The organism is Microlunatus sp. GCM10028923, from assembly GCF_042666975.1.
Taxonomy (GTDB): domain Bacteria; phylum Actinomycetota; class Actinomycetes; order Propionibacteriales; family Propionibacteriaceae; genus Microlunatus.
Genome location: NZ_JBHTFF010000001.1, coordinates 739,705 through 752,154, shown reverse-complemented (window position 1 = coordinate 752,154; position 12,450 = coordinate 739,705). Strand labels below are relative to the sequence as shown.

At 68.4% G+C, this 12,450-nt stretch carries 11 protein-coding genes; 7 read left to right on the top strand and 4 right to left on the bottom strand.

The genetic code is table 11. The features are described from left to right. Together ACFQU4_RS03385 and ACFQU4_RS03380 are read right to left on the bottom strand one after the other, a co-directional pair. Positions 1-1,650, bottom strand: a complete 1,650-nt coding sequence (locus ACFQU4_RS03385; RefSeq protein ID WP_377486935.1) for a hypothetical protein — start codon at positions 1,648-1,650, stop codon at positions 1-3. Positions 1,651-1,722: 72 nt separating this feature from the next. Next, on the bottom strand, positions 1,723-1,953 hold the full coding sequence (locus ACFQU4_RS03380; RefSeq protein ID WP_377486932.1) for a hypothetical protein: 231 nt from the start codon (positions 1,951-1,953) through the stop codon (positions 1,723-1,725). A 179-nt stretch (positions 1,954-2,132) separates the two neighbouring features. Here ACFQU4_RS03380 and ACFQU4_RS03375 point away from each other — a divergent pair, with 179 nt between their 5' ends. Then, the gene (locus ACFQU4_RS03375) at positions 2,133-3,899 is read left to right on the top strand and encodes a sigma-54-dependent Fis family transcriptional regulator (protein ID WP_377486929.1); all 1,767 of its coding nucleotides are present in this window, start codon (positions 2,133-2,135) and stop codon (positions 3,897-3,899) included. A gap of 717 nt (positions 3,900-4,616) precedes the next feature. Beyond that, a complete protein-coding gene (locus ACFQU4_RS03370; protein ID WP_377486926.1) occupies positions 4,617-4,835 on the top strand; it encodes a hypothetical protein in 219 nt (72 codons plus the stop codon). On the opposite strand, the gene ACFQU4_RS03365 is transcribed toward ACFQU4_RS03370, so the two are convergent. Beyond that, positions 4,807-5,688: a LysR family transcriptional regulator gene (locus ACFQU4_RS03365; protein ID WP_377486923.1), complete on the bottom strand. Its 882-nt coding sequence runs from the start codon at positions 5,686-5,688 to the stop codon at positions 4,807-4,809. The genes ACFQU4_RS03370 and ACFQU4_RS03365 overlap by 29 nt on opposite strands. A gap of 135 nt (positions 5,689-5,823) precedes the next feature. Here ACFQU4_RS03365 and ACFQU4_RS03360 point away from each other — a divergent pair, with 135 nt between their 5' ends. The 5 genes from ACFQU4_RS03360 (at position 5,824) to ACFQU4_RS03340 (ending at position 12,005) form a co-directional block, all read left to right on the top strand. Further along, positions 5,824-6,645: an MBL fold metallo-hydrolase gene (locus ACFQU4_RS03360; protein WP_377486920.1), complete on the top strand. Its 822-nt coding sequence runs from the start codon at positions 5,824-5,826 to the stop codon at positions 6,643-6,645. A gap of 13 nt (positions 6,646-6,658) precedes the next feature. Beyond that, positions 6,659-7,978, top strand: a complete 1,320-nt coding sequence (locus ACFQU4_RS03355; RefSeq protein WP_377486917.1) for an ABC transporter substrate-binding protein — start codon at positions 6,659-6,661, stop codon at positions 7,976-7,978. Further along, complete coding sequence (locus ACFQU4_RS03350; protein WP_377486914.1) at positions 7,975-8,847, top strand: carbohydrate ABC transporter permease; 873 nt, start codon at positions 7,975-7,977, stop codon at positions 8,845-8,847. Before ACFQU4_RS03355 ends, ACFQU4_RS03350 begins: the two co-directional genes overlap by 4 nt. Further along, the gene (locus ACFQU4_RS03345) at positions 8,844-9,671 is read left to right on the top strand and encodes a carbohydrate ABC transporter permease (protein ID WP_377486911.1); all 828 of its coding nucleotides are present in this window, start codon (positions 8,844-8,846) and stop codon (positions 9,669-9,671) included. The genes ACFQU4_RS03350 and ACFQU4_RS03345 overlap by 4 nt, the downstream gene beginning before the upstream one ends. 621 nt (positions 9,672-10,292) lie before the next feature. Beyond that, complete coding sequence (locus ACFQU4_RS03340; protein ID WP_377486908.1) at positions 10,293-12,005, top strand: right-handed parallel beta-helix repeat-containing protein; 1,713 nt, start codon at positions 10,293-10,295, stop codon at positions 12,003-12,005. Positions 12,006-12,072: 67 nt separating this feature from the next. Here ACFQU4_RS03340 and ACFQU4_RS03335 read toward each other — a convergent pair whose 3' ends face one another. After that, entirely contained in the window at positions 12,073-12,372 is a 300-nt protein-coding gene (locus ACFQU4_RS03335; RefSeq protein ID WP_377486905.1) for a hypothetical protein, read from the bottom strand. Positions 12,373-12,450 lie beyond the last annotated feature (78 nt).

Here is a 12,450-nt window from a genome sequence, read left to right as displayed (position 1 = left end):
TCAGTCGTCGACGGGCGCCCGACCGGCGGGACCGCCGCGCACGTAGCGGGCCGCGAAGGCGTTCCGCTCGCTCTCCGACATCTCGTTCAGCAACACGTTCGGGCTCTGCAACGGTGGGCACCGACGAAGATGATCAAGGGTCCACATCTTCTTCGGATCGAGGTTGAGGTGCGGCTGCGCGACCATCGTCTTGCCGTCGTCACGGACGAAGCCCATGTCGCTGACCACATCGGCCCAGTTCCAGCCGTGGTAGAGGGTCTCCCACTCCCGGTGGCCGATCAGCTTGCCCATGTTGGGCGTCTCGCGACCCTGGTACGTCGGCCGGAAGGCGGTCTCGTCGGTCCACTTGCACATCTCGTGGCAGTAGGTCCGCCACTGCCCGTCGACCTCGGCCATCACCATGTCCTCGCGGACCAGGCAGGGCACCATGCAGGTCCAGCAGCGGTGCGGGTACTCGTAATCGACGTCTTCGAAGACGATCGGGTGGTGGCCGTTCGGCGTTGCGAGGCGGTTGTAGTTCTCCCACCACTTGCCGTAGCGGTCGTACCAGCCCGGGTACTTGTACTCGAACCACTCGAAGTCCTTGTCCGTCATCGGATCGATCCGCCAGTAGTTGGCGAGCCAGCCGGTGGCGAAGAACTGGGCGACCTCGTGCACGTAGCCCTTGTTCCAGATCTGGTTCCAGGACTCCTCGATCAGGTCGTGCGGGATCTCCAGCCCGTACTTCTCCAACGGGACGAGATAACTGCGGTAGTAGTCGTCGTAGATCCACCGGCGCCACATCTCCGCATAGCTCTCGCGGTCCTTGCGGCGGTCCTTGGTGCCGTATTCGATGAACGTCCCGATCGCCGCGTCGACGACCCGGTGGTTGTTCCACCAGGCGTAGCGCAGATCGCGGGCGAGCAGCTGGTGGTTGTCCTCGTCGGCCAGGGCCATCAGCAGCGTCGCGTACCCGTTGCTGATGTGGCGCGACTCGTCGGACTGGACGGAGTGGAAGACCGTCGGCAGGAGGTAGTCGCCGTTGGCCGCGGCCTCGGCCGGCATCGCCACGAAGAGTGTGTTGGTGAACGCGGTCTCGGCCACGATCGTCAAATAGATGCTCGCCGCGGTGATGGCGTCCCCGGTGATGAAGCCCTCGGCGAACTGCCGGCCGATGGTGCCGCAATAGTCGCCCTGGAAGTCACGCAGGCTGGAGTTGAAGCCCGCCGGGTCGATGTAATTGTTCATGTACAGGCGTTTGAGGTTCTGCTGGATCGTCGAGTGCCGGACCTCGTCGATCATCTGGATCGCCTGGCCGTTGTGCAGCTCGGGATTCGGCACGGTCCGGAACAGCAGCGGCATCGCCCGCGCCGCCGAGATTTCAGGCAGCGGAATGATGCTCAGGAACAGCTTCTGCCATTCCAGCCAGCGCTCCTGGACCTGGCGGAACATGTTGCCCCGGATCGCGCCGTCGGAGGCGCCGTAGACCCGGTGATCTTTTTCTTCCTGCATGGGGAAGTAGGAGCGGAGGACCTGCTTCAGCGGATCCTTCTTCTGTGCCTTGCGAAACGTGTAGTCCGTTCCGTACTGAGACACCGGCTGGTGGTACACGGGATCCCAGGACAGTTCCTGGATCTTCTGGTGGGCCCTGGCCACACTCTGTCGACTCATGGCACTCCTCACGTTCACTCGGTGTGGGAATTCAAACCCGGTCGGCCTGTGATGCAGGTCTCAATATGAGACTCACGGCTCGTCGAGGACCGCGCGCCGCAACTCGGCCAGGTGCTCGCGGTTCCTTTCGACGATGCGCGAATTCCCTTCTGCAACAGGGGAAACTCCGAGCGCGGTCAACAGAGCTGCCGCGGCCGCGCCGGGATCTCCGGTCTCGCCCAGCACGGGATGCAACCCCTCGTCGGCGAGGTGCTCGAAGATCAGGTTGACGATCGTCCATGGGTTGTACGTCTGCTCGTCCATCCGCCGCCTCCCGGAAACGATGGCGAACTCGTCGCCTACGTACGCATCACACGGCGGCGATCGTCGCTCGACGGTCTCAATTTGAGACATCACGGCCGGGTCCACCGGTTACCCTCGAAGCAGGGCCGCGGCACGCCATCGGGGCTGGTGCGTGCGCCGGAATCCCGGGAGGCGCGCTCATGGACGAGCAACTGGCCGCGGCGAGACTGCGGTTCCTGACAGCAGAACCGGTGCACCCGCGCGACGTACGACAGACGATCTTGGCCTCCTGGATGCGCTCGCAACGCTGGAACCTCCCCGCCGACCGGATCGATATGCCCTACATCGCCGATCCCGACCTCGAGTTGCCGCTGGCCCGCAGCGCCGACCCGGTGCTGCGCCGGCTGCACGAGCATCTCGGCGGGCAGCCGATCAGCGTGATCTTGACCGATCGGACCGGGCTGGTGCTGACCCGGCTCACCGCCGATGATCAGCTCAGCCGGCACCTGGACCAGGTCAACCTCGCCCCCGGCTTCAGTTATGCCGAACGGTTCGCCGGCACCAACGGCATCGGTACGGCGCTCGAGGGCGGCCGGCCGATGCATGTGTTCGGCCACGAGCACTACGCCGAGAATCTGGAGGACCTGGCCTGTGCCGGCGTGCCGATCAAGCACCCGATCAGCGGCAAGACCGTCGGCGCGATCGACCTGACCTGCTGGCGGCGCGATGCCGGGACGCTGCTGATCGCCCTGGCCAAGACCACCGCCGATCAGATCCGCTCGGCCCTGCTGAGCAACAGCAGCGCCCGGGAACTGGAACTGCTGCAGGCCTACCTGCAGGCGAGTCGGCGGACCAGCGAGATGGTGATCGCGATCGACCGGGACCTGGTGCTGATGAACGACTCCGCCCGGCAGGTCCTCGACTCTGCCGACCAGCCGATGCTGCTACGGCACGCGACGGAGATGATCACCGGCGGGCGCCGGACGCCGGCCCTGGTCGAGCTGCCGAGCGGCCTGCGGGTGCGGATCTCCTGCCGGCCGGTCAGCCCGGACCGGGCCGGCGGCGGGATCGTCCACCTCACGCCGTTGCCGGTCGAGTCCACCCAACCGGCCAAGTCGCGACCGCCGACGCGGCCGATCCTGCCCGGCGTGGTCGGCACCGGCGCCTTGTGGCTGGGCAGTTGCCGCGCGGTCGATCGGGCCTACCGGGCCGGCGAATGGCTGGTGCTCAGCGGTGAACCGGGGGTCGGCAAGCTCGCCCTGGCCCGCGCGGCGCACCAGCTGAACAGCCCCTCCACCCCGTTCCACGTCGTCGATGCCGCGACCACCTCCGAGGGCTGGATCGCCGACCTCGAGGCAGAACTGCTCGACGACACCGTCGGTGCACTGGCGATCCGACACGTCGACGGGCTCGCCCCGGACCGACTCGACGAACTGGTCGGCGTGCTCGACGTCGCCCGGGAGCAGCGGGCGGGCAGCCTCTGGGTCACGACAACCCTTACCCCGGGTGGCGCGGCCGAGCCGGATCTGACGTCCCTGCTCACGCTGTTCCCCCTCACCGTGGACGTGCCGCCGCTGCGGCATCACCTCGAGGACCTGCGCAAGCTGGTGCCGTTCTTCCTCGGCCGGCTCAGCCGCGGCGGCGAGCTGACCTGCTCCCCGGAGGCGCTGCAGCACCTGTCCCGCTCGACCTGGCCCGGCAACACCGCCGAGCTGTATCAGGTGCTCAAGCACGTGGTCCGCCATCGCCGCCGGCAGGGCGCAATCCTGGCCGCCGAACTGCCCGCCGATCATCAGGTGATCAGCCGGCGCCAGCTGTCCCAACTCGAGTCGCTGGAGCGGGACGCGATCGTGCAGAGCCTCGCCGACAGCAACGGCAACAAGGGCAAGGCGGCGCACTCACTCGGGATGAGCCGGGCCACGATCTATCGCAAGATCCACGAGTACGGCATCCAGGCCCAACGCTGACCAGCCACCCACGCCCTAAGCCCGCCGAAGGACCGCCGAGTCGCTGCGTCACGAATGCCCCAAAGGATCAGCACCAAGATCAACCAGGCGTCCTGGGACGAAGTCGCCCGCACCACGCGCGGTCAGACTTCTACGTGATCGAAGGGGTCGTCGCCCATCCGGACAGCCTCCAAGCCGTCGAGACAGCCGAGGTCGGCTACGTCTCGGGACTCTCGATCTCCCACCTGCAATGCCATCTCGGCCTCGACACGTTGTCGCTGGCCCGCCGCGGCACCGAGGTCACGGCGTCGGCTTCTCCACCGAATCGATCAAGGTCGCCCGCGAACTCTCCACAGGACAGGGATTCCCGGGATCATGATCAACTTCCTGCACGAGCAGCACGCCGATGCTCATGCTCCGACCACCCTGTCGCCGACCGACTCCACGACTGGGTCGTGCCGCGGCCATCCAGTTGGACATGGAGGCCACCGGTCCGTTCCCGGGCCGGGTTTCGATGTCGATGCGGTAGCTCGTCTCCCGACGCGCTGGTTGTCGATCAAGTTCTTGGCCGGGATGATCTGCGCCCCGTTGGCGCCAAACAGCGAGGGATCGCTGACGAGTTGGCGCCATGTCTCGGGCCCCTTTGATCTCGTCGTTGCTCATTCCGGCGGCGATCATCGGCCAGACCACGGTCCTGGGCCGGAGATTCCCCTGCCCGTCAGTCGCGGGGTGGAGCGGGTGCTGCTCGAGCTCCGGCCGTCCGACGAACTCGACCCGGACGTGCTGACGCGGGCGGAGCTGAGGCGGGTTCCGGACCTGGTCGACCGCGAGTTGCTCACCGTCGCCGAGGGCCGGCTGGTGCTCACCCTGAGCGGCCGGCTACTGGCGGAGGGTGCCCGTCCGCGAGCTGCTGGGCTGACTGGCCGGTTCAGTCGCCGAGCCGGAGCAGCTCGATGAACCGGAGCATCGCCCGGTTCGGCGCCGGCCGGGTCACGGCGACCATGCTCGCGTTCAGGTCGCGGACCCGGGCGTAGCCGATGCCGAAGTCGAGACTGTCCCGCATCGCGGTTGGGACCAGGCAGACGCCCTGGCCCGCCGCGACCAGGCTGAGCTGTGCCTTGATGCCGGTAGCCTCGCTCCGTATCCGAGGCAGGAAGCCGACCCGCTGGCACGCGGCGATGAAGCCCTGCCGCAGCGGCAGGTCCGACGAGTCGACCGCCATCAGCCACTCCTCGCCGGCGAGGTCGATCAGCCGCAGCTCCGCACTGGCCGCGTACGGGTGCCTGGGCGGCAGCGCCACCGTGAGCGGCTCGTCGCGGATCGGGGTGTGCTCCAGCCCGGCAGGTACCGACGCACCGGGCAGAGTCCACTGCACGCCGATGTCCACCCAGCCCTCGAACAGGCCGGTCCGCTGCTCGCTGGAACTCGCCGGGAGCAGCCGGAGCTCGTAGTCGCGCTGGTCGGCACCGAACAGCGCCGCCGCTCGCGGGATCATCCGTTCACCGGGGGTGCTGACGTACGCGACGCTGATGGTCCGGCCGTCGGAGCGGTCCCCGGGCCGCCGCCGGAGCGCCTCCTCGATGGTCGCCACCGGCACCGCGATCGCGCCGTACACCCGGCGCCCCTCCGGAGTCAGAATCACGCTGCGGCTGGTCCGCTGAAACAGCGGCGCGTGCAGAGCGTCCTCGAGCAGCCGTATGTGCCGACTCACCGCGGACGGACTCAGCCGCAGCCGTGCCGCCGCCCGGCCGAAGTGGAGGTCCTCGGCCACCGCGACGAACGTGGCGAGCCAACTGAGCTTGGGATCCATCGCGCTCGGACTCTAACCCCGGCCGCCCACCATGCCGCGGCGCGCGATGATCCGTCCCAAATCCGGCATGATCGTTCAGGCCTCGGTCGTCGCCGGTACAGCTCGCCCCCATCTCCCGTTCCTACCGTCGACGACGTGAACTCCGAGACGACGACCGACGGCGCCCCTCGCCTGACCGTGTTCGGCTGCCGGGCCGGTATGCCGGAGCCCGGCTGGCCGAGTTCCGGCTACCTCGTGCAGTTGGACGGTGGCGCGATCCTGCTGGACTGCGGTCCCGGCGTCGCACCGAAGGCCGCCGCGATCTCTGACGACCTGTCGGCGATCTTCATCAGCCATCTGCACGTCGATCACTGCCTGGACCTGCTGACCCTCGGCAAGTCCCTAGTGCACCGCCGGGACGGTCGGCCTGCCGACCTCGGCGCCCGGCTGCCGCTCTACCTGCCGGCCGGTGGGACGGCTATCTTCCGCCGCTTCAACGGACTGTTCCCGCTCGGCACCGAGGGTCCGGGCCCGCACCCCACCGACCGGGTCTTCACCGACGTCTTCGAGGTACGGGAGTACGTCCCCGGCGAGCCGGTCACCGTCGGCACCGCGACCGTCCTGCCTGTCCCGATGCGACACCGGCTGCCGTGCTGCGGCTTCCGGGTCTCGTCGAACGGGCACACGCTCGCGTACAGCGCCGACACCGGCCTGACGCCCGCGTTCGACCCGCTCGCCGGGGACGCCGACCTGCTGCTGGTCGAGGCCACCCTGGCCAGCCCGGGCATGCTCGACCACGGGCACCTGAGCGCCTCCGAGGCGGGCCAGGTCGCCGCCCGGCACGGCGTCCGCCGGGTGATCCTGACCCACTGGGCGGACACCGATCCGGCCTGGCTCGCCGACCAGGCCGAGCGGGCGGCGCAGCATTTCCCCGGGCGCCTCGAGCTCGCCGTACCCGATCACACCTTCCATCTCTGACAGGAGTTCCGCCATGCGCCCTCGGAGCAGTGCGGTACGGGTCGGCCTCGCCGCCGCCGTCGCCGCGACCATGATCATCACCGCGGCCTGCGGTGCCGGCTCGACGCCACCCGGCGGATCCTCCGGCGAGCCGGTTACGTTGACGTTCGAGTCGTACAACTACGGCACCAAGGGAGTCGGCGGCGAAGGGACGCAACAGCTGATCGACGCCTTCCAGGCAACCCATCCGAACATACGGATCGAGCCGACCGGTACGCCGGCCGGCGAGATCCACACCAGCGTGCACGCCAAGGCCGCGGCCGGGAACCCGCCCGACGTGGCCCAGCTCGGCTGGAGCAAGTTCGGGTTCGTGCAGGAGAACCTTCCGTACGTACCGCTGGAGGAGCTGGCGCCACCGGGCGAACTGGACGAGCACCTGGCCGGCATGTACCCGGCGGCCGTCGAGCTCGGCCGGCACGACGGCCAGCTGGCCGGGCTGGCCTTCTCGGTGTCGACCCCGACGATGATGATCAACGCCGACCTGTTCGCCAAGGCCGGGCTCGATCCCCAGGACCCACCGGCCACCTGGGCCGAGACCAAGCGGGCCGCCCTCGCCATCGCCGAGAAGGCCGGCGCCCAGGGCGTCTACGTCGACGCGGCCGGCGAGGCCAAGTCGGACTTCCTCACCCAGTCCTTGATCAACTCCAACGGCGGCCGGCTGATCGGCGACGACGGCTCGCTGCAGCTCGACCAGCCGGCCGCGGTCGGGGCGCTCGGCATGCTCGGCGACCTGACCAGGAGCGGGGCGCAGCCGGCGGTCGGTGAGGCCGAGGCGGTCGCGATGTTCGAGGCCGGCAAGCTGGGCATGCTGGTGACCAGCACCTCGCTGCTCGGCGGCCTCACTTCGACGAAGCTCGGCTTCGAGCTGGAAACCGCCGGTCTGCCCGCGTTCGACGGCCACCCGGTCGGGCCGACGGTGTCCGGCGCCGGGCTGTTCGTCTTCGCCACCGACCCGGCCAAGCGGGCCGCCGCCTGGGAGTTCGTACGGTTCCTCACGTCACCCGAGGGCTTCACCATCCTCGCCTCGGTGATCGGCTACCTGCCGCTCCGGCCAGTCGTGATCAAGGACCCCGCCTACCTCGGCGACTTCCTCAAGCGGGACGACCGCCTGGTGCCGACGATCAAGCAACTCGACGCCCTGGTCCCGTACCAGGTGCTGCCGGGCCGGAACAGTCAGCAGGCCGTCGAGCTGATCCAGGACAACGCGGTGCAACCGATCCTGACCGCCGGCGCCGATCCCGAACCCACCCTGCGCGACGTCGCCCAGCGGGTCCGCCAGCTGCTCGAACGATGACGTCGATCCTGGCCAGGCCGGCTCTCTATGTGGTGCCGGCACTGGTCGCGGTCGGGCTGACCATCTACGGCCCCCTGGTCGCGGTGACCGGGCTGAGCCTGTTCGACTTCAACCTCACCACCAAGCCGCCGCGCTGGGTCGGGCTGGACAACTATCGGGCCGTGGTCACCGCCCCGGAAGCCGGGCAGGCGCTGCGGACGACGATCGCCTACCTGGTGGCGATCACGCCGCTCAGCGTGATCGCTCCCGGCCTCGCGGCGATCGCTGTCTGGCGGTTCGCCGGCCGGCTCACCATGTTCTACCGGACCGTGTTCTTCCTGCCGGTGCTGATCCCGCCGGCCGTGGGGGCCGTGATGTGGCAGTGGATCCTGAACCCGGTGCTCGGCCTGACCCGGGTCCCGCTGGAACTGATCGGGATCGGGCCGGTCAACTGGCTGACCGACCCGACCGGCGCGTTCGCCACGGTGACGCTAGTCGCCGGCTGGAAGGTGTTCGGGCTCAGCTTCCTCCTGTTCACCGCCGGACTCACCGCGATCGACGGCAACGTCGTCGATGCCGCCCGGCTGGACCGGGCCGGGGAACGGCAGCTGCTCTGGCACATCGTGCTGCCGCTGCTGCGGCCGGCCACCACCGTGGTCGTGTTCGCGACGATCGTCCTGGTCGGGCCGTGGACGTTCGGCGTGATCGACGCGCTCACCCAGGGCGGACCGGCCGGCGCGACCTCGCACGTCTACTACCTGCTCTACCAGCTCGGGTTCGGCTACTTCGACGGCGGTCCGGCCGCCGCGCTGTCGGTCATGATCATCATCGGCTTCGCCGCCGTGGCCGCCGTGCAGGTCGTGTTCTCGGGACGGCGGGCGGCGCGGTGAGCCGGGCTACCCGGCGCGGGATCGCCGGAAGGCTGGTCCACCTGCCGCTGATGCTGACCGCGGTCGCGATCGCCTTCCCGGTGATCTGGGCCGTCGCCACCTCGTTCAAACCGACCGCCGTGCTGTACGACCTCAACCCGCTGGCCGCCTCGCCGACCGTAGAGCACTACCGGGCCGCCGTCGCCGCGCTCCCGATCGCCGGCGTCGTGTTCAACACCGCCCTGGTCTCGGCGGCCACGGCGCTCGGCCAGTTGATCTTGGCCACGCTCGCCGCCTACGGGCTCACCCAGTACCGGTTCCGGACCAAACCGCTGGTGTTCGCCCTACTGGTCGGCACCGCCCTCGTCCCGCAACCGGCACTGATCCTGCCGCACTACCTGATGATCGCCAGGCTCGGCCTGCGCGACTCCTACGCCGGGCTGGTGCTGCCGCAACTGGCCTCGCTGGCGCTCGCGGTGTTCCTGCTTCGGCAGCACCTCGCGGCCTTCCCGAAGGAACTGGTCGAAGCCGCCAAGATGGCCGGCGCTTCGGACTTCGTGATCTTGGTCCGGATCATGATCCCCAACCTGCGGCCGATCCTCAGCGCGGTCGCGATCATCGTCTTTATCCAGACCTGGAACGAATACCTGTGGCCGCTGCTCGCCGGCGGCGGCATCGACCACGCGACGGTCCAGGTCGGACTGCGGATCTTCCAGACCGAGCAGGGCCAGGCCTGGGGACCGCTGCTGGCGGCCGCGACGCTGGTCGCGTCCCCGCTGGTCGCCGGCTACGTCCTGCTGCAGCGCCAGGTGACCGATGCGTTCCTGAACTCCGGCATCGACTGACTGGCCTGCTTTCCTGGCCGGCGGGACTCCCGCCCCGTCGGCGAGCCTCGTACACGAAGATCCGGTCCGGAACGTACTCGGACGACTCGGCGTCGCTGACAAGATCATGAGCGGCATCGATCAGCGACCGCAGCTTCTCCAGCGGACTGCCGAAACTGATCTTGGTCGCCAGACCCGCAGCCTGCGCCCGCGCGGCGAGCCCGCCACCAGCTCCGCGCCGAAGGTCTCCTCCGGCGCCGCGACGTTGTCCTGGATCGGTACCCATGGCGTAACCAGCACGCCTGGGTCCTTGTGTAGCCGGCGTTCCACAGAGGGTGCCGGCGGTGCCGAAGCGCCTCGACCTGGCTCGTGGTGATACCGGCCCGTCGGACCAGGTCGGCCATCGACGCGAACCGGCCGCCGGTGACCTGTTCGGCCGCGATCCGTTCGGCGTCGGCGGTGCCGATCGACCGCGGGGTCGGCGAATACGGCAGCGCCAACCAGCTGACGGGTAGGGGGTTGACCGGCCCGTGACCGCCCGGGTACTTTGATCACACACCCTTCTTTCAGAGTCAAAATTAAGCGCACTGGAGGAGGCGTGATCCCCTGCCGTAGATCCCAACGAAGAGGTTGGTACGTGCTATGAGATCAAGATCAACACATCCCAAGCTCCGAGCCATCCTGCTCGGCCTGACCGCCCTGCCCCTGATTGCGTCGGCCCTGGTCGGGCAGGCCCCGGCCGCGCAGGCCGCGGCCACGACCTACTACGTCTCGCCGACCGGCAACGACAGCAACTCCGGCACCTCGTCGAGCCAACCGTGGAAGACGATCGCCAAGGTCAACGGCTCCGTCTTCGGTGCCGGGAGCACCGTCTCCTTCCAGGGCGGAGCCTCGTTCGCCGGCTGCCTGGCCTTCAACCCGACCAACGTGCCGGGCTCGTCGGCCAGCACCCCGTTCAAGGTCAATTCGTACGGCTCCGGCCAGGCGACGATCACCTCGAACTGCACCGGCACCTACTCGGCCGCCATCTCGGCCGACAACGTCAACGGGTTCACCGTGGACAACCTCAAGATCGTCAACGGCGGATCGACCGCCGCCGGCGTGCTGCTGCAGAACCAGCAGACCACTACGCCCACCCGCGGAATGATCATCCAGAACTCCAAGATCACAGGATTCTTCCAGACCGGGACCGAGAGCGTCTTCGGCGGCCAGATCGCGATCTTGGGCTATGCGGTCAACGGCAACAGCGGCCCGCTCGCCGGAATCAAGATCATCGACAACCACCTGTACGGAGCCAGTAAGACGTCCAAGGCCGGCGCCGGCATCTACGGTTGGGGTTCCGGGACCAACATCACCGACGTCCTGGTGGAACGCAACATCGTCTACAACCTCGGCATGGCCCCGAAAACGACCGGTGGCGCGATCACCGCCAACGGCTGGAACGGAGCGGTGATCCAGCACAACCGGGTGCACGACATCGGCGCCAACGTCACGTCCTGCGGCGGTACCAGTGGCATCCTCGCGTACACCTCCAAGAACGTGCAGATCCGCTTCAACGAGGTGTACGCCGTCGAGCCGTACCCGAGCCTCACGGCGGGCTGTGACTGGGACGGCATCGATCTCGACGGAGGCGTGTCAAACTCGGTCGTCGAATACAACTACACCCACGACAACGCCGGCAGCGGCCTGCTCGCCTATGTCGATACCCCGGGCGGCGCCGCGTGGGGGCCGAACACGTTCCGCTACAACATCTCGCAGAACGACGACCGGCTGAAGGCACAGGGCGGCTTGATGAACGTGGTGCCGAAGGTGCCGCCGAACGCCCTGTCGATCTACGGCAACACGTTCTATACCAACGTCGCGCAGACTGCGAAGTCAACCGCCAGCGCCTGCTTCTTCTTCGGCTACGCGGGCGGCACCTGGGCGGCCGGTTCGCAGATCAAGAACAACATCTGCGCGCTGGAGAACCGTGATCAGTACGGCCGCGCCGGACAGTTCTACTACAACCCGAACGGGCACACCGGAATGGCGATCTCGAACAACCTGTACTGGTCGCCGCGGGCTGCCACCTGGCGCTGGGGCGGGACGACCTACCCGGACTTCGCAGCCTGGCAGGCCAGCGGCAAGGAGACGAACGCGAAGTGGGGCAACCCGCTGTTCGCGTCCCCTGGTAACGGCGGCAACTGCGTCCCGACTCCGCTGCCGACCGGCCCGCAGCCCTGCCCGGCGGCGTACCGGCTGCAGTCCGGCTCGCCAGCCCTCGGGGCCGGGGTGCCGATCTCCGGGAGCGGCGGCAAGGACTACTACCAGGACCCGCTGGCGAATCCGCCGCACATCGGCGCCGACGGCGGCTAGACAGTGACGGGCGACCAGGGCGCAAGACTGGCCCTGGTCGCCCTTCGACGTGATTGTGGCGCGGTGGTCAGCTGATCGCGCGGCGGATGGTCTCGTGCAGGATCCGGACCTCGTGCGCGTACTTGTTGGAGAAGTACCAAGATCGGTGGCCGCGGCTGGTGACGTTGGTCGAACCGTTCCACGTGGTCGTCTCGTCCCCGAAGGTGATCGACAACTGGTGGGTGGTGAACCAGCCCTCGCGGACCTGGTAGCTGACGGTGTGGATGGCGGACAGCGCGATCGTGCTCGTCTCGGTCTTGGTCGCCGTCGTGATGCTCTTCCCGGTCAGCGAGACGGTCGATCCGTCCTGGGCCTTGGCCGTCGTCATGGCTCATTCTCTCAAGGCCCGACTCCGCCGCGGAAGCCCTGGAATCCTTTCCCTGTTCGGTTTGAGCACGGCGACACG